This window comes from Streptomyces sp. NPDC086549 (assembly GCF_044746205.1).
In the GTDB taxonomy this organism is placed as follows: Bacteria; Actinomycetota; Actinomycetes; order Streptomycetales; family Streptomycetaceae; genus Streptomyces.
The window spans coordinates 843,737-870,733 of the sequence record NZ_JBIVBS010000001.1 but is presented as its reverse complement, the minus strand read 5'-3'; the positions used below and the strand labels follow the sequence as shown (position 1 = coordinate 870,733).

General features: G+C 70.7%; 20 protein-coding genes, 1 tRNA gene and 1 pseudogene. 14 read left to right on the top strand and 8 right to left on the bottom strand.

The window, feature by feature from the left end; all coding sequences use genetic code 11:
• Window positions 1-19 precede the first annotated feature (19 nt).
• Window positions 20-958: a helix-turn-helix transcriptional regulator gene (locus tag ACIPSA_RS03985; protein ID WP_402628447.1), complete on the bottom strand. Its 939-nt coding sequence runs from the start codon at window positions 956-958 to the stop codon at window positions 20-22.
• A gap of 94 nt (window positions 959-1,052) precedes the next feature.
• Here ACIPSA_RS03985 and ACIPSA_RS03980 point away from each other — a divergent pair, with 94 nt between their 5' ends.
• From ACIPSA_RS03980 to ACIPSA_RS03970, 3 genes are all read left to right on the top strand, one after another.
• Window positions 1,053-2,522, top strand: a complete 1,470-nt coding sequence (locus ACIPSA_RS03980) for an MFS transporter (RefSeq protein ID WP_402628446.1) — start codon at window positions 1,053-1,055, stop codon at window positions 2,520-2,522.
• A gap of 69 nt (window positions 2,523-2,591) precedes the next feature.
• Window positions 2,592-2,765: a hypothetical protein gene (locus ACIPSA_RS03975; protein ID WP_402628445.1), complete on the top strand. Its 174-nt coding sequence runs from the start codon at window positions 2,592-2,594 to the stop codon at window positions 2,763-2,765.
• A 3-nt stretch (window positions 2,766-2,768) separates the two neighbouring features.
• Window positions 2,769-3,002: a hypothetical protein gene (locus ACIPSA_RS03970; protein ID WP_006136074.1), complete on the top strand. Its 234-nt coding sequence runs from the start codon at window positions 2,769-2,771 to the stop codon at window positions 3,000-3,002.
• Here the strand turns inward: ACIPSA_RS03970 and ACIPSA_RS03965 are convergent.
• On the bottom strand, window positions 2,992-4,191 hold the full coding sequence (locus ACIPSA_RS03965) for a glycosyltransferase 87 family protein (protein ID WP_402628443.1): 1,200 nt from the start codon (window positions 4,189-4,191) through the stop codon (window positions 2,992-2,994). The two genes, ACIPSA_RS03970 and ACIPSA_RS03965, sit on opposite strands and share 11 nt — an antisense overlap.
• A gap of 138 nt (window positions 4,192-4,329) precedes the next feature.
• Between ACIPSA_RS03965 and ACIPSA_RS03960 the strand changes: the two genes are divergently transcribed.
• Window positions 4,330-4,402, top strand: a tRNA-Ala gene (locus ACIPSA_RS03960).
• A 140-nt stretch (window positions 4,403-4,542) separates the two neighbouring features.
• Here the strand turns inward: ACIPSA_RS03960 and ACIPSA_RS03955 are convergent.
• Together ACIPSA_RS03955 and ACIPSA_RS03950 are read right to left on the bottom strand one after the other, a co-directional pair.
• Window positions 4,543-6,153, bottom strand: a complete 1,611-nt coding sequence (locus tag ACIPSA_RS03955) for an NADH-ubiquinone oxidoreductase-F iron-sulfur binding region domain-containing protein (RefSeq protein WP_402628441.1) — start codon at window positions 6,151-6,153, stop codon at window positions 4,543-4,545.
• Window positions 6,150-7,442 carry a cytochrome b/b6 domain-containing protein gene (locus ACIPSA_RS03950; RefSeq protein WP_402628439.1) on the bottom strand — a complete coding sequence of 431 codons (1,293 nt, stop codon included), beginning with the start codon at window positions 7,440-7,442 and terminating at the stop codon, window positions 6,150-6,152. The genes ACIPSA_RS03955 and ACIPSA_RS03950 overlap by 4 nt, the downstream gene beginning before the upstream one ends.
• Window positions 7,443-7,856: 414 nt before the next feature.
• Here ACIPSA_RS03950 and leuS point away from each other — a divergent pair, with 414 nt between their 5' ends.
• The 5 genes from leuS to ACIPSA_RS03925 all read left to right on the top strand — a co-directional run bounded on the left by leuS (window position 7,857) and on the right by ACIPSA_RS03925 (window position 16,497).
• The gene (gene leuS / locus ACIPSA_RS03945) at window positions 7,857-10,742 is read left to right on the top strand and encodes a leucine--tRNA ligase (protein ID WP_402628437.1); all 2,886 of its coding nucleotides are present in this window, start codon (window positions 7,857-7,859) and stop codon (window positions 10,740-10,742) included.
• Window positions 10,743-10,884: 142 nt separating this feature from the next.
• A complete protein-coding gene (locus ACIPSA_RS03940) occupies window positions 10,885-11,622 on the top strand; it encodes a hypothetical protein (RefSeq protein WP_402628435.1) in 738 nt (245 codons plus the stop codon).
• Window positions 11,623-11,694: 72 nt separating this feature from the next.
• On the top strand, window positions 11,695-12,540 hold the full coding sequence (locus ACIPSA_RS03935; RefSeq protein WP_402628433.1) for a DegV family protein: 846 nt from the start codon (window positions 11,695-11,697) through the stop codon (window positions 12,538-12,540).
• Between the two features lie 136 nt (window positions 12,541-12,676).
• On the top strand, window positions 12,677-13,828 hold the full coding sequence (locus tag ACIPSA_RS03930; protein ID WP_402628431.1) for a helix-hairpin-helix domain-containing protein: 1,152 nt from the start codon (window positions 12,677-12,679) through the stop codon (window positions 13,826-13,828).
• Between the two features lie 5 nt (window positions 13,829-13,833).
• A complete protein-coding gene (locus ACIPSA_RS03925; RefSeq protein WP_402629468.1) occupies window positions 13,834-16,497 on the top strand; it encodes a ComEC/Rec2 family competence protein in 2,664 nt (887 codons plus the stop codon).
• A 10-nt stretch (window positions 16,498-16,507) separates the two neighbouring features.
• Here ACIPSA_RS03925 and ACIPSA_RS03920 read toward each other — a convergent pair whose 3' ends face one another.
• The gene (locus ACIPSA_RS03920) at window positions 16,508-16,636 is read right to left on the bottom strand and encodes a hypothetical protein (protein ID WP_402629553.1); all 129 of its coding nucleotides are present in this window, start codon (window positions 16,634-16,636) and stop codon (window positions 16,508-16,510) included.
• Here ACIPSA_RS03920 and ACIPSA_RS03915 point away from each other — a divergent pair.
• The 3 genes and pseudogenes from ACIPSA_RS03915 (at window position 16,592) to holA (ending at window position 18,757) form a co-directional block, all read left to right on the top strand.
• Window positions 16,592-17,345: pseudogene (locus ACIPSA_RS03915) on the top strand (arylamine N-acetyltransferase). The gene ACIPSA_RS03920 and the pseudogene ACIPSA_RS03915 overlap by 45 nt on opposite strands.
• Window positions 17,346-17,398: 53 nt before the next feature.
• Window positions 17,399-17,644, top strand: a complete 246-nt coding sequence (locus ACIPSA_RS03910) for a hypothetical protein (protein WP_402628430.1) — start codon at window positions 17,399-17,401, stop codon at window positions 17,642-17,644.
• A gap of 126 nt (window positions 17,645-17,770) precedes the next feature.
• Complete coding sequence (gene holA, locus ACIPSA_RS03905) at window positions 17,771-18,757, top strand: DNA polymerase III subunit delta (protein WP_402628428.1); 987 nt, start codon at window positions 17,771-17,773, stop codon at window positions 18,755-18,757.
• Between the two features lie 191 nt (window positions 18,758-18,948).
• On the opposite strand, the gene rpsT is transcribed toward holA, so the two are convergent.
• Window positions 18,949-19,215, bottom strand: coding sequence for a 30S ribosomal protein S20 (gene rpsT / locus ACIPSA_RS03900; RefSeq protein WP_095748610.1), 267 nt, complete (start codon window positions 19,213-19,215; stop codon window positions 18,949-18,951).
• 233 nt (window positions 19,216-19,448) lie between these two features.
• Between rpsT and lepA the strand changes: the two genes are divergently transcribed.
• Together lepA and ACIPSA_RS03890 are read left to right on the top strand one after the other, a co-directional pair.
• A complete protein-coding gene (gene lepA / locus ACIPSA_RS03895) occupies window positions 19,449-21,317 on the top strand; it encodes a translation elongation factor 4 (RefSeq protein WP_402628426.1) in 1,869 nt (622 codons plus the stop codon).
• 271 nt (window positions 21,318-21,588) lie between these two features.
• The gene (locus ACIPSA_RS03890; RefSeq protein WP_402628425.1) at window positions 21,589-23,463 is read left to right on the top strand and encodes an AMP-dependent synthetase/ligase; all 1,875 of its coding nucleotides are present in this window, start codon (window positions 21,589-21,591) and stop codon (window positions 23,461-23,463) included.
• A gap of 25 nt (window positions 23,464-23,488) precedes the next feature.
• Here ACIPSA_RS03890 and ACIPSA_RS03885 read toward each other — a convergent pair whose 3' ends face one another.
• Window positions 23,489-24,076, bottom strand: a complete 588-nt coding sequence (locus ACIPSA_RS03885; protein WP_402628423.1) for a two-component system response regulator — start codon at window positions 24,074-24,076, stop codon at window positions 23,489-23,491.
• A 12-nt stretch (window positions 24,077-24,088) separates the two neighbouring features.
• Window positions 24,089-26,997, bottom strand: a 2,909-nt coding sequence (locus ACIPSA_RS03880) for an ATP-binding protein (protein WP_402628422.1), incomplete at its 5' end; no start/stop codon positions are given.

The following is a 26,997-nucleotide window of genomic DNA, read 5'->3' as shown; positions in this document are numbered from 1 at the left end:
GATGAGGATCCCGTCCCTTTCAGGGGGCGGGATTTTCTGCATTCCACCGGCGGATGAGCTCGACTGATTGTTCCTCCAACGGCGGCCACAGCCGCTGTCTGCGCTCCCTCAGTAACGCGAGCTTCACGCGCGCCTCTTCGTCCTCCGGCGTGTAGACCACGATCCGGCACTCCGGCATCCCGTCCACCGACAGCGACTGCGAGGTCATCCGCAGCTCGCCCACCGCCTCATGACGGAACGTCTTCACCCGCGGCCCCGGCGGCGTCACCGCACCCCTCGCCCACAGCTCGGCGAAGTACGGACTGGCCGCCGACAGCCAGCGTATGTAGTCCTCCCAGGCAGGCTCGCCGACATGTCTGCCGTAGGAGGATCGCAGTGTGGCCACCATCACGGGCAGTTCGCGTTCGAGGTGCACCACCGGGCTGGCCTCCTCCGGCACCGTGAACAGCGACCACAGCACGTTCGGCACACGGATCCTGAGGGTCGCCGGCACCGCGAACAGATCCCGGTAGGCCGGGTTGGCGGCGAGGATGTCGTACCGCGAGTTGTAAACCACCGCCAGGAGCGGGTCGAGGGCGTCGATGATGCCCTGCACCTCCGGTCCGACCGTCCGTGGCAGACCCTCGGGGGCCGTGGTGAACGGCACTTCCGCCAGCCGGTACAGATGCTCCCGCTCCGGCGGATCCAGCCGCAGGGTGCGTGCGACCGCGTCCAGGACCTGCGCGGACGCGTTGATCGGCCGGCCCTGCTCCAGCCATGTGTACCAGGTCACACCCACGCCCGAGAGCTGGGCGACCTCCTCCCGGCGCAGTCCGGGCGTGCGCCTGCGCAGCCCTGGTGGCATGCCGACGTCGGCCGGTGTCACCCGGGCACGCCTGCTGCGCAGGAAGGCGGCCAGCTCCGGCCGACGGCGCTGCGTCGTCCTCATCGTCACGTCCCCCGTCGTCACGTCTCTCATCGTCGGCACCCGGCCCGCCCGCTGCCAGGTGCTGTAAGTACCAGCATCGACGGGCTCTCGGCACCCGTATCGGCGCGTCGCCAGGCTCGTTCGCATGACGACGACATCCAGTGCGGGACCAGGTCCCGCGCCCGCTCCGAGCCCTGCCATCAGTGAAACACCCAGCACTGACAGTCGGTCCCGGCTGCTGCTCGCGGTCGTGCTCGCAGCCCAGTTCATGGCCGTCCTCGACGTCTTCATCGTGAACGTGGCGGCGCCCGCCATCGGTTCCGAACTTCACGCGTCGGGCGCCGACTTGCAGCTGGTGGTGGCCGGATACGCCATCACCTACTCCGTCCTGCTGATCACCGGCGCACGGCTCGGCGACCGGCTCGGCCACGGCCGCGTCCACCTCGCCGGCCTCGCCCTCTTCACCGCCGCCTCGCTCGCCTGCGGCCTGGCCGGGGGCTCCACCGAGCTGATCGTGTTCCGGCTGGTGCAGGGCGCCGGATCGGCGGTGATGATCCCGCAGGTGCTCGGCCTGATCCAGCGCACCTTCACCGGCGAGGCCCGCGCCCGGGCGCTCGGCGCATACTCGGCGGTCCTCGCCGTCGGCGCGGCGGCCGGGCAGACGGTCGGCGGTCTCCTGGTCAGCGCCGACCTCCTCGGCACCGGCTGGCGGCCGGTGTTCCTCGTGAACGTGCCGGTGGGCGCCGTACTGCTGGTGCTCGGCAGGCGCGTCCTGCCGATGGGCCGGGGAGCCGGGCCCGAGGCGGCGCGGGCACTGGACCTGCCCGGGTTGGTACTGCTCGGCGCCTCCGTGTCCCTGCTCACGGTGCCGCTGGTACTGGGGCAGGAGGAGGACTGGCCGCTGTGGGCCTGGCTGTCGCTGGCGGCCTCCGTGGTCCTCTTCGTGCTGTTCTGCGGCTACGAGTCCCGGCTTGCCCGGCGCGGCGGCGCCCCGCTGATCGTGCCCCGGGTGCTGCGGCACCCCGGGATGGGCCTCGCCGTGTTCCGGATCCTGGCCGTCATGGCGGTCAACGCCGGATTCCTGTTCGCGCTCACGCTGCACGTCCAGGGAGGCCTCGGCTACAGCGCGCTGCGCGCCGGTCTCTCCTTCGCCCCGACCGCGGTCGTCTTCGGCGTGGTCGGGCTGACCTGGCGGAACTGGCCCGCCTCCTGGCGACGGGCGCTGACCCCGGGCGGCTTCGCGCTCACCGCCGTGTCGGTGGCCGGTGTCGGTCTCGCGTTCAGGGGCGGCGGCGACGGCGGAGCGGGGCTGTTCGTCGCGTTCGCCGGCGTGGGTGTCGGGCTCGCGCTCGCCTTCAGCCCGACCCTCACCGGGGCGCTGGCCACGGTGCGGCCACAGGACGCGGCGGACGCCGGCGGTCTGCTGGCGACGGTCACCCAGCTCGGTCAGCTGATCGGCGTAGCGGCGTTCGGCACACTGTTCTTGAACCGCCTTGAGTCAGTTGGGGCCCCGGCGGCGTATACCTCTGCGGAGGCGCTTTCGGCGTGCATGTGGGCGCTGGCCGGGACGGCCGCAGTGGGGGCCGTGTCCGGACTGGTACTGAGGCGTCGCTGACCGTATCGGTCCGGCCGTGGCAGAATCAAACGGCCGGAAGGGGGCGTGGCCCGACGGGAGGGAGTAGCGATGCCTGCGAGCATCCTCGAGGAGGTCGGCCACCTCCTCGATGCGGCGTTGATACGGGACACGGCCACCCGTCTCAGCTGCCCTTCCTGCGGTTCCGCCCATGTGGCCCAGGTCCTCGGCGACAACGGCGGGATCTCCTACGTGTGCACGGCCTGCGGCCACAGCTGGAGCTGATCGATGGGTGCACACAGGCGAAAGTGCGACTGGTGCGGGAGCGGTACACCCATCGTCCGTGACATGGAGCCGATCAACCCCGACTACCAGTACTGGTGCGAGGAATGCGCGCGGGCGCTGATCATAAAAGGCGACCCGATCGAGACGTACCGTGAGCTGGAGGGCGAGCCGATCTACGGCCGGCTCCTCGAGGAGCACTGCACGCTCAAGCGGTTCTACTCGTTCGTCACGGCCTGACCCCGGCCGGGCCTCGGCAACGATGTCCGGCGAGCGCCAGGAAGACCAGACCGGCCCCTCCGTAGAGGGCGGACAACGTCAACTCGACGCCGCCCTGGTGCAGTTCGGGCCGCCCCGGCCCGTGCGGCACCCACCACAGGGCGTACGAGCAGAAGACCGGCAGCGTGCCCAGGGCGGCCGCCCGGTACCCATGCGCCCACAGCAGCAGCACGAGTGGCACACACCACACCCAGTGGTGCGACCAGGACACCGGGCTGATCAGCAGCGCCGTGACCGCACAGGCGGCCACCGCCCACGCCCGGTCGCCCCGTAGCTCCGCCACGACCGCCACCGACAGCCCTGCAGCGGCCACCAGGGCCGCGACAGCGACCCAGAGGGCTCCCGGGTCGGGTGAGTGCAGCAGACGCGCCAGAACGCCGCGCAGGGCCTGGTTGGCGGTCTCCTCGGTGTGTCCCACCCGGCTCGTGCGGAACACCAGGCGGGTCCAGAAGCGCCACGATTCGTACGGCAGGACGGCCGCCGCGAGCAGCGTCGCGCCGGCGAAGGCGGCGGCCGCCCCGCGCGCGTGCCGCAGCCAGGGCCGTCCGTCGCCGCCCTTGAGGCATGCCACGGCTCCGGTGGCGAGCAGGAACACGGTGAACAGCGCGGGCGTCAGCTTGACCGCCGCGGCGAGCCCGAGCCCGGACCCGGCCCATCGGACCCGGCCGTCGTGCGGGCGGCGTGACAGATCCCACAGCACCAGGACGGCGAGCAGCAGGTTGACCTGTCCGTAGCGCAGTGTCGTCCACACCGGTTCGCACCACACGGCCGCCGCGGCGACCCACCAGACGCTCTCCATGCGCGCGTGCCCCACGAGATTCAGCGACAGCCGCACGAACGCCACCAGCAGGGCGAGGTTCACGGCCGTCGCCGACGCGCGCAGGTGCGGGGTGTCCAGGAGCGTCAGCGGAGTGAACAGCAGGGCGGCGAAGGGCGGGTACGTCGCGGGGAGGTGCGCCGCGGTCGTCCGCAGCGCGTACAGGTCCCTTCCCGCGCGGACGGCCGCCCCCTCGGCCCGGTACACCATCAGGTCGACCATCGACACGTGCGCGGCGCGCTGCGCCAACCAGAACGCCGTGAAGGAGAAGAGGCACGCCCCGAGGGCGACCGGCACACGACGGCGGGCTCCGGAGAACGCGATCACGGTCACGAAGACCGACACTAGCGCCCGAATCCGTACAGAACGGAAACGGTTTGGTGCTGCACCCCTTCGACCGTGTAATGTTGGCGTCGCCGCCGGGGAAACCCGGAGGACACAGCGGAAATGCGGGTCAGCCGCATGACGCGAGGGGCTATAGCTCAGTTGGTAGAGCGCCTGCATGGCATGCAGGAGGTCAGGAGTTCAATTCTCCTTAGCTCCACAGAAGTCGAAGGCGGATCATCCCATCGGATGATCCGCCTTCGTCGTGTGCGGACCTTGTTCGTGCACGCGTGCCGGCCGGATCGGTCCGGGTATGCCGACGGCGGGTCACCCGAACCGGGTGACCCGCCGTACGTGTGCTCAGCGGCCGAGGGCGCGGCGGCCGCGGCCCTGGGAGAGGACCGGAAGGTTGCGGGACGGCGCCTGCGAGCGCGTGTCCTCCTCGATGCGCAGCGCCAGGGCCGGGCAGCGGCGCACCGCACGCAGGGCCTTCGCCTCCGCGTACTGCGGCACCTTCGCCTGGGCGACGGTCGGGAAGCCGTCGGCGCCGAGCTGGAAGACCTCCGGGAGGATGTCGGCGCACAGGCCGTGGCCCCGGCACAGCGTCCAGTCCACGTAGATCTTCTGACGGCTTCCGCTGGTGTCCTCCGGCTCGCCGCCGCCCGGGATGCCCGTAGGCATCCTGCCGCCTTCGAAGAGCGGCAGAACGCCCTCCACGGGCCTTCCGCAGCCGTTTCCGAGGACGTGCGCGGCCAGGTCGTCGGTGAACGCCTTGATCGTGGACTCCAGGAACATCGCGGATCCGTCCGGGTGCGAGCACGCGCCGCGCCGCTTCACGTTCTTGGCGACCTGCTTGAGGGCCTCCAGGGCGGCCGGTCCGCCGCCGTTGAGGATGTCCTCCATGCCGCGCGCGGCGGCCGGCAGACCGAGGTAGCAGGGACCGCACTGTCCCGCGCTCTCCTCGGCCAGCCACTGGGCCACCCGCAGCGACTCGCCCAGCGGGCAGGTCTCCTGAGTGATCGGCAGGATGGCGCCGGCCCCGAGCGCGCCGCCCACCGCGTCCAGGGAGTTGCGGGAGACGATCGCCTCGTTGACCGTCGCCGCGTCGATCCACTTGCCGTGGTAGCCGCCGGTCAGGACGCCCTGCGGCACCGGCGGGGCGCCGGCCAGCTGGAGGACGTAGCGCAGCGGCACGCCCGTGGGGACCTCGATCACCATCGGGCGGGCGACGGCGCCGGAGACCGTCAGCATGACGGTGCCGGGCTCGTCGTACAGGCCGGTGTTGCCGTAGCGCTCCGGGCCGATGCGGGCGGCGATGGCCAGCTGGGCGAACGTCTCGGCGTTCGACAGCAGCGTGGGCACGCCGCCGACGCCGTTCTGCGAGGCGCTGGTCTTGCGGCCGGGCGGGATCGCCGGGCCGCCGTCGATCGAGCGGATCAGTGACGCGGCGGCGCCGGTGACCATGCGGACCGGGTTGCGCTGCACGAACGCCTTCAGTGCCGACCTGCGGCCGTTGCTGAGGCCGCGCTCGGCGAGGGCGGCCTCCATGGAGCGCTGTGTGGACTCACGGGTGACCCCCACCACGAGCGTGCGGGCACCCAGGGCCTCGGCGCACAGCAGCGCTCCGTCCAGGATGAGGTGCGGGGCACGGTTGATCAGCACCGTGTCCTTGCGGCAGGCCGGCTCGTCCTCGCTTCCGTTGACGACGACGACCGGCCGCACGCCGCGCTTGATCGCGGCGTCGGCGACCGAGCGCAGCTTCTTGTGGAAGGGGAAACCCGCGCCGCCGCGGCCCTTCAGGTTGATCCGTTCGGAGAGCTGGGCGAGCTTCTCGCCGCCCAGGGGTTCGAGCGGCCCGTGCACCTTCAGGTGCATGGGCAGATCGAGTCGTTCGACAAGGTCGAAGCCCGACGTGAGCTGCGGAAGGCCGACCACGCGGACTTCTGGGACGTCGGGCAGGGCCTCGTTCACCTATAGCCTCCGGAAGGCGTGTTCCAAGGTTCGCCCGAACCCGGCGTGTCGAAGGACGCGCCGGGGGATGGTTCATTGGCGGGACCGCTGTTGTACGTGTCGTTCGGGTTGTACGTGCCGTAGCGCGCGTTCGTCTCACCGGTGTCGTACACGTCACTTCCGCCGTACCCGCCGCCGCCCGAATTGCCATAGACCGGGATGTTGTATCCGGTGTCCTGGAGCGGGTCGTAGGCCGACGGCGGCGCCTCGCCGACCGGCGGCGGGGACGGGATCGGCCAGCTGCCCGACGTGCTGGAGGGACCGTCCATACGCGGCATCGCCGAGGTGGCCTGCATGTCCATCGGCAGGTCCATGCGTGCGGTCTGGCCGGCGGCGGAGGGCTGCATGGGCTGCGAGGGGGTCTGTACGGCCCGGTAGGCGGCCGCGAAACCGGAGGCGGGCTCGGCGGCCGGGGCGGCGCCGTACGCGGCTGCGGCGGGCGATGCCGCCGTGTCCATGAACGAGGACTTGGTGGGGCGCTGGTTCTCGTAACCCGGCAGGCCGGACGAGGCCTCCGCCACCCGGGCCCGGCTCGCGTCCAGGTTCTCGAGGCCCGAACGTTCCGAGTTGCCGATCATCGCGACGATCCGGTCGGCGACCTTGCGCTTGAAGGAGCGCGGCGCGGCACGCAGTGCGAGGGCCGCCATGACTCCGATCAGACACAGTTCGTACGACACCATGAAGAACGTCTTCGCCGGGCGTCCCGCGAAGAGGCCGTGGATGAGAGCCGCGCACAGGGCCGGGTAGGCCAGCATGTGCATCGCGCGCCAGCGCGCGGCCACCGGAGCCGGGGACGCGAACTGGTTGCGCAGCGCGCCTGTGATGCCCACGAAGATCATGAGCAGGCCCGCCAGGGAGCCGAGGCCGATGAGCCCCCCACTGCCCGAGACGCCGAGGCTGAAGGGGATCAGCGCGGCGATCAGGACGGTGTGCTCGAGGGCGAGCTTGATGGTGATGTGCACCAAGAGGAACGCGATCGAGGCGACGGCGGTGATCCGGTGGATGCCTTGGGCGATGATCCGCTGGCGGATGTCGAGGATGAGCCGGTCCTGGGCCACCAGGCCCCAGATCACCGAGCAGGTGAGAGTGACGAGGGAGAGGACGCCCGCACCGAAGTTGAGGAAGTCCTGGAGCCAGCTGCCTCCGTTCAACACCACCACGGGTATGAGCAGCAGGATGACAGCCGTCGCCACCCCATAGGCCGACCGGCCGGGCTTGGGGAGCGAGCTGTTACTACGACGAGGGTTCATGGGGGCAACTCCGAGCAGTTCGGGAAAGCGGTCCCGCTGCCGAACTCTAAGCGGCGCCATACCGATCAGTACGAGGTTTGAGTTATTGCGTTGTTATCAAAGGGCAAGATGGTTGTTGCGATGTCCCTTGGTGGGCGTTACGCGAAGTAACCATTGACCTTGGTTCAGTTCTTGTCTGTGTCCATCAGGCATGTCGACCAGGCATACGTAAGCGCGTCGCGTCTTGCTCAACGCCTGCGGTACCCTGACGCCATGCGTGCCGTACGCCTTCTGCTTAGCGGGCCGCGCTGATCAGTCCCGACCGCCGGGCGAACCGGATGGTCGGCATCGGCGCGGCATCCCCTCCTGCGTGAGGGGATTTTTCGTTTCCCGAAACAGCCGCAGGCAGAGACGACCGATGGAGCTTTGAGGATCATGAGCGAGACGAACCCCGCTGCCGCCGCTGCCACGTCGGCGGAGGCAGCGCCGCACCGCTACACGGCCGCCATGGCGGCCGAGATCGAGGCACGCTGGCAGGACTTCTGGGACGTCGAGGGCACGTACGCCGCGCCGAACCCCAGCGGTGATCTGGCCGGCGACCCCGAGCTGGTCGCCAGGCCCAAGAAGTTCATCATGGACATGTTCCCGTACCCCTCCGGTGCGGGCCTGCACGTCGGCCACCCCCTGGGCTACATCGCCACCGACGTCTTCGCCCGCTTCCAGCGGATGACCGGCCACAACGTGCTGCACACCCTGGGCTTCGACGCCTTCGGCCTGCCCGCCGAGCAGTACGCCGTGCAGACCGGCACGCACCCGCGTGTGTCCACCGAGGCCAACATCGAGAACATGAAGGTCCAGCTGCGCCGGCTGGGCCTGGGCCACGACAAGCGTCGGTCGTTCGCCACGATCGACCCGGACTACTACAAGTGGACCCAGTGGATCTTCCTGCAGATCTTCAACTCCTGGTACGACGACGAGGCGAATAAGGCCCGCCCGATCTCCGAGCTGATCGCCCAGTTCGAGTCCGGCGAGCGCGCCGTACCCGGTGACCACGGGCGCGCGTGGAACGAGCTGAGCGCCGCCGAGCGCGCCGACATCCTGGGTGAGTACCGCCTGGCCTACGCCTCCGACGCGCCCGTCAACTGGTGCCCCGGCCTGGGCACCGTGCTGGCCAACGAGGAGGTCACCGCCGAGGGCCGCTCCGAGCGCGGCAACTTCCCGGTCTTCAAGTCCAAGCTGCGCCAGTGGAACATGCGCATCACCGCTTATGCCGACCGCCTCCTGGACGACCTGGAGGCGCTGGACTGGCCCGAGGCGATCAAGCTGCAGCAGCGCAACTGGATCGGCCGCTCCGAGGGCGCCCGCGTCGACTTCCCGATCGACGGCGAGCACATCACGGTCTTCACCACGCGGCCCGACACCCTGTTCGGCGCGACCTACATGGTGCTGGCGCCCGAGCACCCGCTGGTCGACAAGTTCACCCCGGACGCCTGGCCCGAGGGCACCCACGACGTGTGGACCGGCGGGCACGCGACCCCGGCCGAGGCCGTCGCCGCGTACCGCGCGCAGGCCGGCGCCAAGTCCGACGTGGAGCGGCAGGCCGAGGCCAAGGACAAGACCGGCGTCTTCACGGGCGCGTACGCGACCAACCCGGTCAACGGCGAGCGGATCCCCGTCTTCATCGCCGACTACGTCCTGATGGGCTACGGCACCGGCGCGATCATGGCCGTCCCGGCGGGCGACCAGCGCGACTTCGAGTTCGCCCGCGCCTTCGAGCTGCCGATCCACTGCATCGTCGAGCCGACCGACGGCCGTGGCACCGACACGTCGACGTGGGAGGACGCCTTCGGGTCGTACGACGCGAAGATCATCAACTCCTCCAACGACGACATCAGGCTGGACGGCCTGGGCGTCGTCGACGCCAAGGCGCGCATCACCGAGTGGCTGGAGCGCAAGGGCATCGGCCAGGGCACCGTCAACTTCCGCCTGCGCGACTGGCTGTTCAGCCGTCAGCGCTACTGGGGCGAGCCCTTCCCGATCGTCTACGACGAGGACGGCATCGCGCACGCGCTGCCCGAGTCGATGCTGCCGCTGGAGCTGCCGGAGGTCGAGGACTACTCGCCGCGCACCTTCGACCCGGACGACGCCGACACCCAGCCCGAGACCCCGCTGTCCCGCAACGAGGAGTGGGTCGACGTCACCCTGGACCTGGGCGACGGACCGAAGAAGTACCGCCGCGAGACCAACACCATGCCCAACTGGGCCGGTTCCTGCTGGTACGAGCTGCGCTACCTGGACCCGCACAACAGCGAGAAGCTGGTCGACCCCGAGATCGAGCAGTACTGGATGGGCCCGCGCGAGGGCCGGCCGCACGGCGGTGTCGACCTGTACGTCGGCGGCGCCGAGCACGCAGTGCTGCACCTGCTGTACGCCCGCTTCTGGTCCAAGGTCCTGTACGACCTGGGGCACGTCTCCTCCGCGGAGCCGTTCCACAAGCTGTTCAACCAGGGCATGATCCAGGCCTACGTCTACCGCGACAGCCGCGGCATCGCGGTGCCCGCCGCCGAGGTCGAGGAGCTGGGCGGCGAGTACTACTACCAGGGCCAGAAAGTCAGTCGCCTGCTGGGCAAGATGGGCAAGTCCCTGAAGAACGCGGTGACTCCGGACGAGATCGCGGCCGAGTACGGTGCCGACACGCTGCGCCTGTACGAGATGGCGATGGGTCCGCTGGACGTCTCCCGGCCGTGGGACACGCGCGCGGTGGTGGGCCAGTTCCGGCTGCTGCAGCGGCTGTGGCGCAATGTCGTCGACGAGGCGACCGGTGAGGTCACCGTCTCCGATGCCGAGCCCGACGAGGAGACGCTGCGCGCCCTGCACAAGGCGATCGACGGCGTCCGCCAGGACCTGGAGGGCCTGCGGTTCAACACCGCCATCGCCAAGGTCACCGAGCTGAACAACCACCTGACCAAGGCGGGCCGCGCGGTCCCGCGCCCGGTCGCCGAGCCGCTGGTGCTGATGGTCGCGCCGCTGGCCCCGCACATCGCCGAGGAGCTGTGGCGCCGTCTGGGCCACACCGACTCGGTCGTCCACCAGGACTTCCCGGTCGCCGACCCGCGGTACGTCGTGGACGAGACCGTGACCTGCGTCGTGCAGATCAAGGGCAAGGTCAAGGCCCGCCTGGAGGTCCCGCCGTCCATCTCCGACGAGGAGCTGGAGAAGGTGGCACTGGCCGACGAGAACGTCGTCCGGGCGCTGGACGGCGCGGGGATCCGCAAGGTGATCGTGCGCGCACCGAAGCTGGTGAACATCGTCCCGGCGTAAGCGCCTGGCCGCTTCGGGGTAGTCCCCTACGGGCAGGTTCGGGGTTCTTCCGGAACCCCGAGCCTGCCTGTTGCGTTTACCGTGGAAGAACACGAAGAGCGGCGGCGCGGTGTGTGCCGCGGCAGGCCTGAGGAGGAGCGTCGTGGAAGTAGTCCTCACAGTCTTCGCCGTGCTCTTCCTGCTGTTCGTGGTTCTCGGTACCTACGCGACGGTCAAGGCGATCGGCGCCGCCAAGCGAGGCGTCGACCGCACCATCGCGCAGGCGCGCCGCACGGTCGAGGACCACACACTGCGCGCCAAGTCGTTCGCCCAGCCCGGACTGGCCGGCGAGGTCGCCCAGCTCCGGCTCGCCCTGCGCACCTCGATGCGCGCCACCCAGGACGCGCTTCAGGCGGGTGTGGCCGAGGACGAGTCGCTCAGGGAGTCCCTCGGCCTCTTCCAGCGACTCAGCGCGCACGGACACGAACTGGACGACGAACTCAAGCGCCTGGAGTCCGAACCGGACCGGGAGACGCTCGCCGCTCGGCTGCCCGAGCTGCGCCACCGCACCGAGCGCATCACCCAGTCCGCGAACTCGCTGCGCTGGGCCGTCCGCGACCGGGCCCGGCGCTTCGCGGACGACGACCTGGACTCGCTGAGCGCCCAGATCGACGTCGAGACCGGCGCGCTGCGGCACTGGACCCGCTCGGACACCGCGTCCACGCCCCCGCCGTGGCCCGAGGCTCCGGCCGAAGCCGATGCCCCCACCGCGCAGCAGACCTGGCCGGAGACGCCTCGCTCCGGTACCGCCGACGAGCCCGCCCGGCCCGCCATCACCCCGCCCGGCCGAGGTCCTTCCTACCCCTGGCAGAAGAAGACCCGCCCGGAGAGCACGACTTGATCCGGCCAGTCCCGGTCCAGGTGAGAGGGGCCGGGCTGCCGTCCGGGCAGTACGGCAGGTAACCTCCAGCTCATGTCCCGCCATGTCGCGATCGTCACCGATTCAACGGCCTACCTGCCGCCCCTGACGATGGAGCGCCACGGCATCACAGCGGTGCCCCTGACCGTGGTCCTGGGCGGCCAGGCGCTCGAAGAGGGCACCGAGATCTCGACCCGTTCCCTGGCCCAGGCGCTGCAGAAGCGGCGTCCGGTGACCACTTCCCGCCCGAGCCCGCAGGTATTCGCGGAGACCTACCGCAGGGTGGCCGAGTCCGGGGCCACCGGCATCGTGTCGCTGCACCTCTCCTCCGAGCTGTCGGGCACCTACGACGCCGCCGTCGTCGCGGCGCGTCAGGCACCGGTGCCGGTGCGGGTGGTGGACACCGGGATGGTCGCGATGGCGCTCGGCTTCTGCGCGCTCGCCGCGGCCGAGGCGGCGGAGGCGGGCGGCACCGTGGACGAGGCCGTCACAGCGGCGGAGAAGCGGGCCGCGGGCACCTCCGCGTACTTCTACGTCGACACGCTCGACTATCTGCGCCGAGGCGGCCGTATCGGCGCCGCCCAGGCGCTGCTGGGCTCCGCGCTCGCCGTGAAACCGCTGCTGCAGCTGGACGGCGGCCGCATCGAACTCCTTGAGAAGGTGCGTACCGCGTCGAAGGCCATCGCCCGGCTGGAGGAGATCGTGGCCGACCGGGCGGGCAGCGCCGAGATCGACATCGCCGTGCACCATCTCGCCGCCCCCGACCGGGCGTCGGCTCTCGCCGACCGGCTGCGGACGCGGGTGCCCGGACTGGCCGACCTCCATGTGAGCGAGGTCGGGGCGGTGATCGGGGCGCACACGGGGCCCGGCCTGCTGGGGGTCGTCGTCTCACCGCGATGAGCCGCGATGAGCCGGATTGAGCCGGATTGAGGAACGCATCACTCGTCCGGGTGTCGAAGTTCTCCACAACTGGGTGGTAATCCCCGGGAATTGAGCAAGATCATCGCGAATCGGCGAGATATCCGATCCTCGTCGCATGGCACTTCGATCGCGCTCACGCTCACACACCTCGCCCGCGACCAGCGGCCCGGGCCGAGGCCCCGCCTCCGACGGCCGCGCCGGCCACCGTCGCCCACCGAGTCGGCACCGCCCCCCGCACCGCCCCGCACCGGCCGAGGAACTGCGCCGCCGCGCGGAACTGCTCTTCGGCGAACACGCCGTGCACCGGCGGGAGTCGGGGAGCGGGCCGCCGGGACGGAAGCCGGGCGCGGACACGGCGACGGTGACGACGAGGACGACGGGTACGGCGCCTGGGATGGGGCCGGTGCCGGCAGCATCGGCTGCCGTGCCGCCGGGCATCGTGGCGGCGCGGACCGGCCCGGGCGATGACGGCATCGGCAACGGCATCGCCGAGCCCGACACCGGCCACGAGCCGTCGGCGTCGGACTGGAGGAAGCGGGCCGGGCTCGCCCTTCGTGAGCGGCTGCCGGTGTGGTTGCAGGTCAGGTGCGGTCTGGAGCGGCGGGGCGCGGTCGCGCTCGCGGTGCTCCTCGTCATCGCCGCGGTGTTCGCGGTGCAGCACTTCTGGGCCGGTCGCACACAGCCGGTCAGCGCACCGCAGGTGGTGAGGGCGGAGGCGACGTACCGGAAGGAGGGGGAGAACGCGAGGGACGGGCAGGCCGAGCGGATCGGGCCCGGAGTCTCCGGCGGGGGCGCCCCGGGGACCGCCGGCACCGAGATCGTGGTGGACATCGGCGGCAAGGTCCGCGACCCCGGGATCCAGCGTCTGCCCGCCGGCTCACGAGTTGCCGACGCGCTTCGGGCGGCGGGCGGAGTGCGTCCGGGCACCAGCACCGAGGGCCTTAACCGCGCCCGCTTCCTCGTGGACGGCGAACAGGTCGTCGTCGGCGGTCCCGCACCGGCCGCGGGACCCGGCGCGGGCAGCGGCACCGGCTCCGGCCCGGTCGGCACCAGCGCGGGCATGGCGGGACCCTCGGCCCCGGTCTCCCTCAACACGGCCACCGCGGACCAGCTCGACACCCTGCCCGGAGTCGGCCCCGTGCTCGCCCAGCACATCGTCGACTACCGCACCCGGCACAGTGGCTTCCGCTCCGTCGACGAACTACGCCAGGTCAACGGCATCGGCGACCGCCGCTTCGCCGACCTGCGACATCTGGTCCGGCCATGAGCCACATGTCCGCCGACCACCCACCCGGCCACCTCACCACCGGCAGGGCGGCGGAAGTGCACGCCGCCTCCGGAAGGCGACTGGGTGCCGCCCATCCCCGGCAGGAAGGACCGACCGACCTGCGCCTGGTCCCGCCCGCACTCGCGGCCTGGGCCACGGCGGCGCTGACACTTGACGCACCGCCAGGCCTGATCGCCGGCGCCGCGGCCGCGTGCCTGATCACGGCGGGTCTCCTCCTCGCGGCGGGCAGGACGGCGGGAAGGGAGACGGGAAGGGAGACAGGACGGAGAGGACCGGGCGGACACCGCACGAACGCCGGAAATATCTCGTTGGCCGCCGTGCTCCTGTGCATTGCCGCGGCCGCCGTTTCCGCCGGGCTGCACGGAGCGGACCTGCGGCGCGGTCCCGTGCCCGTGCTGGCCCGTCAGTACGCCGACGTGACCGCCGAGGTCGAACTCGGCTCCGATCCCCGGCTCAGCAGGCCCAGGGTCAGCGGTGATCATGTGGCGCCGGTCGCCGTCCTGATCCACGCGGAGGTGCGGCGCGTCGAGGAGGCCGACGGGACGGCCGTGGAGACGCGGACACCGGTGCTGATGATCGTCGACGGAGACGTCCCGGCACCGGTACGGGCGGCCGGCGGCGGATCGGTGGGTGCACCGGTGCGTCCACCCGAGGACGAGCGGGACCGAGTTCCCCGGCTCCCGTCCGCCCGGCCGTCGGGCCGCTCGGCCTGGCTCGGACTGCTGCCCACCACCCGGCTGCGGGTGAGAGCACGGCTGGCGCCCGCCACGGCCGGCGGGGACCGGACCGCGGCCGTACTGCGGGTCACGGCGCGGCAGGTGCCGGAGATCGTGGGGGAGCCGAGCGGGCCCCAGCGGCTGGCGGGGCGGTTGCGGGCCGGGCTGCGCGAGGCGACCGACGGGTTGCCGGCGGATGCGCGGGCACTGCTTCCCGGGCTGGTCGTCGGAGACACCTCGCGGATCACACCCGAGCTGGACCAAGCCTTCAAGGAGACGGATCTGGCGCACACGCTCGCCGTCTCCGGCAGCAACCTCACCGTCCTCCTCGCCCTGCTCATCGGACCGCCCGGACTGGCCCAGCTCGTCGAGCGCCGCGGACTCGCGCCGCGCCTCGGCATCTCACTGCGGACCACAGCGCTGCTCGCGGTGGCGCTCACGATCGGGTTCGTCGTCGTGTGCCGACCGGACCCGAGCGTGCTGCGGGCGGCGGCCTGCGGAGCCGTGGCGCTGCTCGCCCTGGCGACCGGGCGCCGCAGATCACTGATCCCGGCGCTGGCGGCGGCCGTTCTGCTGCTGGTGCTGTACGACCCGTGGCTGGCCCGTAGTTACGGGTTCCTGCTCTCTGTGCTGGCCACCGGCGCGCTGCTGGTGCTCGCGCCGGGATGGAGCGCGGGGCTGCGGCGGCGCCGGGTGCCCGGGCGGGTGGCCGAGGCGCTGGCGGCCGCCGCCGCGGCGCAGGCGGTGTGCGCGCCGGTCATCGCCGTGCTGTCGGCCCGGGTGAGCCTGGTCGCGGTGCCCTGCAACCTGCTCGCCGAGGCGGCGGTCGCGCCTGCCACCGTACTGGGCTTCGGTGCGCTCGCCTCGGCACCGGTGGCGATACCGGCGGCCAAGGCGCTGGCCTGGTGCGCGAGTTGGCCCGCCGGATGGATCACCGGGGTCGCCCGGGCCGGGGCGGCGCTGCCGGGCGGGGGAGTGGACTGGCCGGGCAGTTGGGCGGGCGCGCTGCTGCTCGCCGCGGTCACGGTGGTCCTCGTGCTCCTCGGACGGCGGCTGTTGCGGCACCCGTGGTGGTGCGGAGTCTGCGGGGTGCTGCTCCTCCTCGCGGTGGTGCGGCCGGCGCCGCTGACCCGGGTGATCACGGGCTGGCCGCCGCCGGGCTGGCGGTTCGCGATGTGCGACGTGGGACAGGGGGACGCGACGGTGCTCGCGGCGGGCGAGGGCAGCGGTGTGGTGGTGGACGCCGGGCCCGATCCGGAGCTGGTCGACCACTGTCTGCGGGAGCTCGGCATCACCCGGATCCCGCTCGTCGTGCTGACCCACTTCCACGCCGATCACGTCACGGGACTGCCCGGCGTGCTGCGGGGGCGCTCGGTGGGCCAGATCGAGACGACCGGCTTCGAGGAGCCCGCGGACCAGGCCGAGTTCGTACGGAGGGAGGCGGCCGGACGGCACATCCCGCTCACCCACGCCGTCGCCGGGGAGGAGCGGCGCGCCGGTCCGCTGGCCTGGCGGGTGCTGTGGCCGCCACCGAGCCCGGCGGCCCCCGATGCGGACGGTCCCAACGACGCGAGCGTGGCGATGCTCGTGCGTTCGGCCGGGCTGCGGCTGTTGCTGCTCGGGGACCTGGAACCCCCGGCCCAGCAGGCACTGTTGAGATCGCCGACGGCGGCCGAACTGGGCGGCGTCGACGTGCTCAAGGTCGCCCACCACGGCTCGGCCTACCAGGACCCGGACCTGATACGCCTGGTGGCCCCACGGGTGGCGCTCATCTCGGCCGGCGCGGACAACCCGTACGGCCACCCCGCGCCCGGCACCGTGGCCGCGCTGCGGGCCGGAGGAGCGGTGGTGCTGCGCACGGACCGGGACGGGGCGCTCGCGGTCGCCGGGACGGGCGGGGCGGACGGGGAGGTGCGGGTGGCGCGAGACTGAGGGCATGAATTCAGCACAGGTCGACGCGTATCTTCGCCGCCTGGGTGCCGAGCGCCCGGCATCGCCCACCATCGAGGTGCTGCGCGAGCTGCATGTGCGCCATCTGCGGGCCGTGCCCTTCGAGAACCTGTCGATCCACCTCGGTGAGGAGATCGTTCTGGAGGAGAAACGGCTGCTGGACAAGGTGGTGGGGGCACGACGGGGCGGGTTCTGTTACGAACTGAACGGCGCCTTCGGGACGTTGCTCGCAGCGCTGGACTTCGAAGTCGCCCTGCTCGCGGCACGGGTGTACGGGGACGAGGGGCGGCTCGGGATTCCGTACGACCATCTCGCGCTGCGGGTGCGGACGGCGGGCGGGGGCGAGTGGCTTCGCCGATGTCGGGTTCGGGGCGCACAGCCACCATCCGCTGGCCTTCGCCGAGCGGGGGGAGCAGACGGATCCCGGAGGGACGTTCCGGATCGTCGAGGCCGGGCCGGACGCGGCCGGTGTGGACGGCGCGGGCGGGCCGGCCGGTGCCGTGGATCTGGACGTGATGCGGAACGGAAAGCCCCAGTACCGCCTGGAGACCAGGCCCCGGGTGCTCGGCGACTTCGCTGCCGGGGCGTGGTGGCACAGCACCTCGCCGGCGTCGCACTTCACCCGGTCGCTGGTCTGTTCGCGGGTCACGGAGGACGGAGGGAGGATCACGCTCGGCGGGCGTGTGCTGACGGTGACGGGGGCCGACGGGACGAAGGAGGTGCGTGAGCTGGGTGCGGACGAGGAGGTGCTCGCGGTGTACCGGGATCGGTTCGGGATCGGACTCGACTCCGTGCCGGTCGTGCGGAACCCGAGGACGGCTTCACGGTGAAGCCGGGCCGGCCTGTGGGCCGCACTCCCGTAGCGGTGCCGGAGAATGACCCCGTGAGTGATGTGAGACATGTGCTGGTGCTGCCCGACCGCGAGGCCGCGGAAGAGGCGGCCGGGGCGCTCGGGGAGCGGTTCGGGGTCGACGAGGAGCCGCAGCTGGTGCGGGACGCGCTGGCCGGTGAGGACGACGCCGAGGACGCGCAGTGGCTCGTGGTCCTGCGCGACGAGATGGAGCGACTGGACCCCGAGGCACTGGACGCGTTCGCGGGGGAGTGGGACGGCTGGCGGGAAGAGCCGTAGACCCGCGGGGACGCCCGTGCCGTCGTCGGGCCCAGCGCTCGTACGCCGGTGGCCCCGCGAGGCCGTGGCGCAGCGGCTCACCGGCGCCGCGGTCCGTTGTCAGTGGCGCGTGGGATGCTTGTCCCGATGGCCAGGAAGACTGCGAATGACGACCCTCTCGCTCCGGTGACACTCGCCGTGGGCCAGGAGGACCTCCTGCTCGACCGTGCCGTTCAGGAGGTGGTGGCCGCCGCCAGGGCTGCCGACGCCGACACGGACGTACGTGACCTGACCCCGGACCAGTTGCAGCCCGGCACACTCGCCGAGCTGACAAGTCCGTCGCTCTTCGCGGAGCGCAAGGTCGTGGTCGTACGCAATGCGCAGGACCTGTCGGCCGACACGATCAAGGACGTGAAGGCGTATCTCGGGGCGCCCGCGGAGGAGATCACCCTCGTGCTGCTGCACGCGGGCGGGGCCAAGGGCAAGGGGCTGCTCGACGCGGCGCGCAAGGCGGGCGCGCGGGAGGTGGCCTGCCCCAAGATGACCAAGCCGGCGGACCGCCTCGCGTTCGTGCGGAGCGAGTTCCGCGTGCTCGGCCGGTCGGCCACGCCCGAGGCGTGCCAGGCACTGGTCGACTCGATCGGGAGCGACCTGCGTGAGCTGGCGTCCGCGGTGACGCAGCTCGTCGCCGACGTCGAGGGGACGATCGACGAGGCCGTCGTCGGGCGGTACTACACCGGGCGGGCCGAGGCCTCCAGTTTCACGGTCGCCGACCGGGCGGTCGAGGGGCGTACGGCGGAGGCGCTGGAGGCGTTGCGCTGGTCGCTGGCGACCGGCGTGGCGCCGGTGCTGATCACCAGCGCGCTGGCCCAGGGGGTGCGGGCGATCGGGAAGCTGTCGTCCGCGCGTGGCGGCCGGCCCGCCGATCTGGCGCGGGAGCTGGGGATGCCGCCGTGGAAGATCGACCGGGTGCGGCAGCAGATGCGGGGGTGGACACCGGACGGGGTCGCGGTCGCGCTGCGCGCGGTGGCCGAGGCCGACGCGGGCGTGAAGGGCGGCGGGGACGATCCCGAGTACGCGCTGGAGAAGGCGGTCGTGACGATCGCACGGGCGGCCCGCTCCCGGGGACGCTGACGGGGTCGCGTACATGTCGAAGGCCCCGCCGCCCGCCCCGGGGAAGGGCGAGGCGGCGGGGCCTTCGGTTCAAGCTGGTGAGCTCATACCCGCGTGGCGAACGCAGGCCGCGTATGAGCTCGGGCTGCCGGCCGGGAGCGGATGAGAGAGGGCCCGCTCTTGGTCCTTCCGGCGGTCAAGTCGGAGTTGACTCAGCCCTTGAGGGAAACGACCTTGGAAGCCAGCGCCGACTTCTTGTTGGCGGCCTGGTTCTTGTGGATGACGCCCTTCGAGACGGCCTTGTCGAGCTGACGCGCGGCAGCGCGCTGGTACTCGGTGGCCTTCTCGACGTCACCCGCGGCAGCGGCCTCGCGGGCCTTGCGGATCGCGGTCTTCAGGGAGGACTTGACGGCCTTGTTGCGCAGCCGAGCCTTCTCGTTGGTCTTGATCCGCTTGATCTGGGACTTGATGTTCGCCACGAATGAGCCTTTTCAGGTTCTGGCACGGGGCCGCACGGGTCCCGTACCGATGATTTCTAGAAGACGTGCCTCGCGCTGAGAGGGCATGAGACACAGCCACCCAGAGTACCAGCGGCTCCCCGAGCGGCCCAAACCGGCCGCCGGTCCGCGCCCATGGGACCATGGAGACTACGTATCGATCCGACCCGAGACCGTTACCCTGCGGACGGATACCTCAAGAATCAGGACCCTGCGTGCCCGCGACCCCTAACAATGTGCCCGAGCCGAGCCGTACCGACCCGGCTCTGATCCGCAATTTCTGCATCATCGCGCACATCGACCACGGCAAGTCCACGCTCGCCGACCGGATGCTCCAGCTGACCGGTGTGGTCGAGCAGCGGCAGATGCGTGCTCAGTACCTCGACCGGATGGACATCGAGCGAGAGCGCGGCATCACGATCAAGTCCCAGGCCGTGCGTCTGCCCTGGGCCCCGACCCAGGATCCGGGCAACACGCACATCCTCAACATGATCGACACCCCCGGGCACGTCGACTTCACGTACGAGGTCTCGCGGTCGCTCGCCGCCTGTGAGGGGACTGTCCTCCTCGTCGACGCCGCCCAGGGCATCGAGGCCCAGACCCTCGCCAACCTCTACCTGGCGATGGAGAACGACCTCACAATCATCCCGGTGCTCAACAAGATCGACCTGCCGGCCGCTCAGCCGGAGAAGTTCGCCGAGGAACTCGCGAACCTCGTCGGCTGTGAACCCGACGACGTGCTCCGGGTCTCCGCCAAGACCGGTCTCGGCGTCGACGCGCTGCTCGACAAGGTGGTCCGGGACATCCCGGCGCCGGTCGGCGTCAAGGACGCGCCCGCCCGCGCGATGATCTTCGACTCCGTGTACGACTCGTACCGCGGTGTGGTGACGTACGTCCGTGTCATCGACGGTCAGCTCAACAAGCGCGAGCGGATCAGGATGATGTCGACGGGCGCCACGCACGAGCTCCTGGAGATCGGTACCAACTCGCCCGAGATGCTGTCGGCCGACGGCCTCGGCGTCGGCGAGGTGGGCTATCTGATCACGGGTGTGAAGGACGTCCGCCAGTCCAAGGTCGGTGACACCGTCACCAGCCAGGTGAAGGGCGCGACGGAGGCCCTCGGCGGGTACAAGGACCCCAAGCCGATGGTCTTCTCCGGCCTGTATCCGCTGGACGGCTCCGACTACCCGGAGCTGCGCGAGGCCCTGGACAAGCTCCAGCTCAACGACGCCGCCCTGGTCTACGAGCCGGAGACCTCCGCCGCCCTCGGCTTCGGATTCCGCGTCGGTTTCCTCGGCCTGCTGCACCTCGACGTGATCCGTGAGCGGCTGGAGCGCGAGTTCGGCCTCGACCTCATCGCCACCGCGCCCAACGTGGTCTACCGGGTGGTCATGGAGGACCGCACCGAGTACGTCGTCACCAACCCGAGCGAGTTCCCCGAGGGCAAGATCAGTGAGGTGTACGAGCCGGTCGTGCGCGCCACCATCCTGGCGCCGACCGAGTTCATCGGCTCGATCATGGAGCTGTGCCAGACCCGGCGCGGCACCCTCCTCGGCATGGACTACCTCTCCGAGGACCGGGTCGAGATCCGCTACACCCTCCCGCTCGCCGAGATCGTCTTCGACTTCTTCGACCAGCTGAAGTCCAAGACGCGCGGTTACGCGTCGCTGGACTACGAGCCCACCGGTGAGCAGACCTCCAGCCTGGTCAAGGTCGACATCCTGCTGCACGGCGACAAGGTGGACGCGTTCTCGGCGATCACCCACAAGGACGCCGCGTACGCGTACGGGGTGCGGCTCGTCGCCAAGCTGCGCGAGCTCATCCCGCGGCAGGCCTTCGAGGTGCCCATCCAGGCCGCCATCGGCTCCCGGGTCATCGCCCGTGAGACCATCCGCGCCATCCGCAAGGACGTCCTCGCCAAGTGCTACGGCGGTGACATCTCCCGTAAGCGGAAGCTGCTGGAGAAGCAGAAGGAAGGCAAGAAGCGGATGAAGATGGTGGGTTCCGTGGAGGTTCCGCAGGAGGCCTTCATCGCGGTTCTCTCCAGCGATGACAGTGCGGGGTCGGCCAAGGGCAAGAAGTAACCGCCGGTTACCCGCAGTAAACGCGGGTCGGTCCGGCAAACCGGGTGCAACGGGGCCCGTCGTACGAAAGTGCGACGGGCCCCTCCGCGTGCGTGCGGTCACTCTCTGGAGGAAGTGACAGGCCGCCGCCCCTTACGAACCGGCCGGTCGGGCTCTACTCTGATCTCTGCTCGATAGTTACTCGCGAGTTAAACAACAAGCGCGAACCACAACCGTGAGTTAACCCAGCCGCACTGAGCCAGCCGCGCTGTCGCGGGCCCCGGAGGATGTCGTGAGCGACACACAGACCCTGATCGAGAACCGTCCGCCGTCCGTGGCGACACTTTTCCTGGACCGCGTGGCGGCCACACCGGACGCAGAGGCCTACCGCTACCCGGTACCGGCCGCCTCCGGCCAGGGCCCTGACGACTGGAAGTCGCTGAGCTGGGGGCAGGCCGCCGAGCGGGTCTACGCGATCGCGGCCGGGCTCATCGAGCTGGGCGTGCAGTCCGAGCAGCGCGTCGCGCTCGCCTCCTCGACCCGCGTCGAGTGGATCCTCGCCGACCTCGGCGTCCTGTGCGCCGGCGCGGCCACGACGACCGTCTACCCGCAGACCAACGCCGACGAGTCGGCGTTCATCCTCTCCGACTCCGAGAGCCGGGTGCTGATCGCGGAGGACGCGGACCAGCTCGCCAAGGCGGTGGAGAAGCGTCGCGAGCTGCCCGAGCTCACCCACGTCGTCGTCATCGACCCGGCCGGCGTCGAGACCAGCGACTGGGTGCTCACCCTCGCCGAACTGGAGCAGCGCGGTGCCGCGTACCTGGAGAAGCACCCCGAGCTGATCAAGGAGCGGGTGGCGGCGATCACGAAGGACCAGCTCGCCACCCTGATCTACACCTCCGGCACCACGGGCCGCCCCAAGGGCGTCCGCCTCCCGCAGGACAACTGGTCGTACATGGCGAAGGCGATCGCCGCGACCGGGCTGGTCGGCAGTGAGGACGTGCAGTACCTGTGGCTGCCGCTGGCACACGTCTTCGGCAAGGTGCTCACCTCCGGGCAGATCGAGGTCGGGCACGTCACGGCGGTCGACGGCCGTGTCGACAAGATCATCGAGAACCTTCCGGTGGTCCAGCCGACGTACATGGCGGCCGTGCCGCGCATCTTCGAGAAGGTCTACAACGGCGTCGTGGGCAAGGCCCGGGCCGGCGGACCGGCCAAGTACAAGATCTTCCAGTGGGCCGCCGGGGTCGCCCGCGAGTACGCCAAGGTCAGCCAGGACAACTTCCGGCGCACGGGCGCGCACGCCGTGCCCTTCGCCCTCGGCGCCAAGCACAAGGTCGCCGACGCCCTCGTCTACTCCAAGCTGCGCGAGGCCTTCGGCGGCCGGCTGCGCGCCTGTGTCTCCGGCGCCTCCGCCCTCGCCCCCGAGATCGGCTACTTCTTCGCCGGCGCCGGCATCCACATCCTGGAGGGCTACGGCCTCACCGAGTCCTCCGCGGCCTCCTTCGTGAACCCCGGCGAGGCCTACCGCACCGGCACGGTCGGCAAGCCGCTGCCCGGCTGCGAGGTGCGCATCGCGGACGACGGCGAGATCCTGCTGCGCGGCCCCGGCATCATGCAGGGCTACCACGGACTGCCGGAGAAGACCGCCGAGGTCCTGGAGCCGGACGGCTGGTTCCACACCGGTGACATCGGCGAGCTGTCCCCCGACGGCTATCTGCGCATCACCGACCGCAAGAAGGACCTGATCAAGACGTCCGGCGGCAAGTACATCGCGCCCGCCGAGGTCGAGGGTCAGTTCAAGGCGGTGTGCCCGTACGTCTCCAACATCCTGGTGCACGGCGCCGACCGGAACTTCTGCACCGCGCTCATCGCCCTCGACGAGGTCGCCATCCTCGACTGGGCCAAGGAGAACGGCCTGGCGGGCAAGTCGTACGCCGAGGTCGTCGCCGCGCCCGCCACGGTCGAACTGGTCGACGGCTACGTCAAGCAGCTCAACGAGGGCCTGCAGCGCTGGCAGACCATCAAGAAGTTCCGCCTCCTCCCGCGCGACCTGGACGTCGAACACGGCGAGATCACCCCGAGCCTGAAGCTCAAGCGCCCGGTGGTGGAACGCGAGTACAAGCACCTCATCGACGAGATGTACGGGGGGACGCGCGAGGCCTGATCAGTCCTTGGGCAGGGGCGGCGTCCTAGCGGGCCCGCCCCTGTCGTCGTATGGACTCCACCAGCTGTTGGAGTTCCTGGACCTGGCCGCGGGCCTCCGGGAGGTTCAGGGGGTCGTCGGCCAGGAGTTTTTCCAGGGCGGTCAGATGGGTGGCCACCTGGGCGCAGTTGGCCTGTTCCTGGGAGAGCAGGCGTTCCAGCTGGCGGTTCTTGCGGTGCAGGTCGAGGAAGACGGAGACCTTGGCGCGCAGGACCCACGGGTCGAAGGGCTTGGTCAGGTAGTCGGCGGCGCCCGTGGCGTACCCGCGGAAGGCGTAGCCCGCGTCGTCGTCCGCGCCGGTCAGGAAGATGATCGGGATGTCCTTGGTCTGGTCGAGCCGCTTGATGTTCGCGGCCGTCTCGAAGCCGTCCATGCCCGGCATCCGGATGTCCAGGAGCACGACGGCGAACCGCTGCCGCAGCAGCGCCTTCATCGCCTCCTCGCCCGAACGCGCCCGCACGAGCGGTTGGTTGAGAGACCCCAGGACGGCCTCCAGCGCGATCAGGTTGTCCTCCATGTCATCCACGAGGAGGATCCCGGCGCGCTCGCCGCTCGTTGCTGCCTCAGCGCTCATGGTGACGGTGCCTCACTCGGTCTGTTCCTCTGCCTGTTCCTCTGCCTGTCCCCCGGCACCGGCGCGCCCCTCCGGCTCCCCGTCGTGTTCACCGGCGCTCCGCCTCCGGGGCGCCTCGGCCGGTGTCGAGGGAGCGACCGTGCTCAGCCCTTCGGGCCTCAGCGCGCTCACTCCCTCGACACCGGCGCGCCCCTCCGGCGGCTCCCCGCCCTCCGTGTTGTCGGGGTCCAGGAGCGCGCACACGACGGTCAGCAGCCGGTCGACGTCCACCGGCTTGGGCACGTAGTCATTGGCGCCCCGGGCGATCGACTTCTCCCGGTCACCGGGCATCGCCTTGGCCGTCAGCGCGACGATCGGCAGCCCGGACCAGCGCGGGGTGCGACGGATGGTGGAGATGGTCTCGTAGCCGTCCATCTCCGGCATCATGATGTCCATCAGGACCAGCTCGACGTCCGGGTTGCGTTCGAGGGTCTCGACGCCCTCCCGGCCGTTCTCCGCGTAGAGCACGGGCATGCCGACGCGGCCCAGGACGTGGGTGAGCGCGAAGACGTTGCGGATGTCGTCGTCCACGATCAGCACCCGCCGGCCGGGCAGCACCTGCCCCGCCCGGCCCGACTTCCACGCCTCCAGCTTGGTGGGCGCGGGCCAGGAGTCGTCCGTGTCGTGGGCCGACGGGAAGGGCTCGGCGGTCGGCTGTGCGGGGATCGTCAGGGGCGTACGGTTCTCGGGGATCGGACCGGTCGCCGCGTGGCCGGGGCTGAGGACGGGGACGTACAGCGTGAAGGTGGAGCCCTTGCCCGGCTCGCTCTCCGCGACGATACGGCCGCCCAGCAGGCGCGCGATCTCCCGGCTGATGGACAGGCCCAGGCCGGTGCCGCCGTACTTGCGATTGGTCGTGCCGTCCGCCTGCTGGAACGCCTCGAAGATCACCGGGAGTTTCTCGGCGGCGATCCCGATGCCCGTGTCCGAGACCGCGAACGCGATCACCTCGTCGCTGTCGCGGACGTAGTGGTGCTCCGGGTCCTTCACCCGGTTCACCCTCAGCTCCACCCGGCCCGTCGCGGTGAACTTGATCGCGTTGGACAGCAGGTTGCGCAGGATCTGCTGCAGGCGCTGCTCGTCCGAGTGCATCTCGCGCGGCACGCCCTCGCCGACCGACACCTCGAAGGCGAGCCCCCGGTCCAGGGTGAGCGGGCGGAAGGTCGCGTGGACGTAGTCCAGCAGCTTGATGAGCGGCAGCCGCTTCGGGCGTACGTCCATCCGGCCCGCCTCGATCTTCGACAGGTCCAGGATGTCGTTGATCAGCTGGAGCAGATCCGAGCCCGAGCGGTGGATCGTCGTCGCGAACTGCACCTCCTGGTCGGAGAGATGGCCGTCCGGGTTGTCGGAGAGCAGCCTCGCCAGGATCAGCAGGGAGTTCAGCGGCGTACGGAGCTCGTGGGACATGTTCGCCAGGAACTCCGACTTGTACTGCGACGACGTCGCGAGCAGCGCCGCCTTCTCCTCCAGCTCCGCGTTCGAGCGCTGCAACTCGGCCTGCTGCTTCTGTAGTTCGTCCGAGCGCTCCTGGAGCTGCATCGCCAGGCGCTGGGACTCGCCGAGCAGGGACTCGGTGCGGGAGTTGGCGATGATCGTGTTGATGGCGACGCCGATGGTGTTCACGAACTGGTCGAAGAACGCCAGGTGGACGTCGGAGAAGCGGGAGAAGGAGGCCAGCTCGATCACGCCGAGGAGCTTGTCCTCGAACAGGATCGGGATGATGACGATCGTCGTGGGGGCGGCCTCCCCGAGCCCGCTGTTGATCTTGATGTAGTCCGGCGGGGCCTCCTCCACCAGGATCCGCTTCTTCTCCCGGGCCGCCTGCCGGACCAGGCCGTGCACCGGGAGGCCGCCCGTCTCGACGGTCGCGCCCTGGGCCGCGCCGTATCCGGCGATGAACGCCAGCCCCTTCGCGGGCTCGGCCGTACGGAGCGAGGGGCCGTCCTCGTCCGGGTCGGCCAGGAAGAACGCGCCGTACTGGGCGTTCACCAGCGGTGTCAGCTCGCGCAGGATCAGGTCGGCGACCTCCATCAGGTCGCGGTGGCCCTGCATCAGCGCGGCCAGACGGGCCAGGTTGGACTCCAGCCAGTCCTTCGCGCGGGTCGTCTCGCGCAGGTTGGCCACCATTAGGTTGATGTTGTCCTTCAGCTCGGCGACCTCGCCGCGTGCCTCGACGGTGATCGAGCGGGACATGTCGCCCTGCGCCACGGCGGAGGCGACCTCGGCGATCGCGCGGACCTGGGTGGTGAGGTTGAGCGCGAGTTCGTTCACATTGGTCGTCAGGCGCTTCCAGGTGCCGTACACGCCCTCCACCCGGGCCTGGCCGCCCAGTTGGCCCTCGGTGCCGACCTCGCGGGCCACCCTCGTCACCTCGTCGGCGAAGGAGGACAGCGTGTCCACCATCGTGTTGATGGTGGACTTCAGCTCCAGGATCTCGCCGCGCGCGTCCACGTCGATCTTCTTCGACAGGTCGCCCTGCGCCACGGCCGTCGCCACCTGGGCGATGTTGCGGACCTGCGACGTCAGGTTGTCGGCCATGTAGTTGACATTGTCGGTCAGGTCCCGCCAGACACCGGAGACCCCCAGCACCTGGGCCCGGCCGCCGAGCCGGCCGTCGGTGCCGACCTCGCGGGCCACCCGGGTCACCTCGTCCGCGAAGGCGCGCAGCTGCTCCACCATCGTGTTGACGGTGTCCTTCAGCTCCAGGATCTCGCCGCGCGCGTCGACCGTGATCTTCTTGGACAGGTCGCCGTTGGCGACGGCCGTCGTCACCTGGGCGATGTTGCGGACCTGCGACGTCAGGTTCAGCGCCATGAAGTTGACGTTGTCGGTGAGGTCCTTCCAGACGCCGCTGACGCCCCGCACCTGCGCCTGACCGCCGA

Excerpts from the sequence above, each read along its gene's own strand:
- ACIPSA_RS03885 (WP_402628423.1), bottom strand. The coding sequence starts at position 24,076 with ATGAGCGCTGAGGCAGCAACGAGCGGCGAGCGCGCCGGGATCCTCCTC.
- holA (WP_402628428.1), top strand. The coding sequence starts at position 17,771 with ATGGCCAGGAAGACTGCGAATGACGACCCTCTCGCTCCGGTGACACTC.
- ACIPSA_RS03950 (WP_402628439.1), bottom strand. The coding sequence starts at position 7,442 with ATGAACCCTCGTCGTAGTAACAGCTCGCTCCCCAAGCCCGGCCGGTCG.
- ACIPSA_RS03935 (WP_402628433.1), top strand. The coding sequence starts at position 11,695 with ATGTCCCGCCATGTCGCGATCGTCACCGATTCAACGGCCTACCTGCCG.
- leuS (WP_402628437.1), top strand. The coding sequence starts at position 7,857 with ATGAGCGAGACGAACCCCGCTGCCGCCGCTGCCACGTCGGCGGAGGCA.
- ACIPSA_RS03970 (WP_006136074.1), top strand. The coding sequence starts at position 2,769 with ATGGGTGCACACAGGCGAAAGTGCGACTGGTGCGGGAGCGGTACACCC.
- ACIPSA_RS03925 (WP_402629468.1), top strand. The coding sequence starts at position 13,834 with ATGTCCGCCGACCACCCACCCGGCCACCTCACCACCGGCAGGGCGGCG.
- ACIPSA_RS03985 (WP_402628447.1), bottom strand. The coding sequence starts at position 958 with ATGAGAGACGTGACGACGGGGGACGTGACGATGAGGACGACGCAGCGC.
- ACIPSA_RS03980 (WP_402628446.1), top strand. The coding sequence starts at position 1,053 with ATGACGACGACATCCAGTGCGGGACCAGGTCCCGCGCCCGCTCCGAGC.
- ACIPSA_RS03975 (WP_402628445.1), top strand. The coding sequence starts at position 2,592 with ATGCCTGCGAGCATCCTCGAGGAGGTCGGCCACCTCCTCGATGCGGCG.
- ACIPSA_RS03930 (WP_402628431.1), top strand. The coding sequence starts at position 12,677 with ATGGCACTTCGATCGCGCTCACGCTCACACACCTCGCCCGCGACCAGC.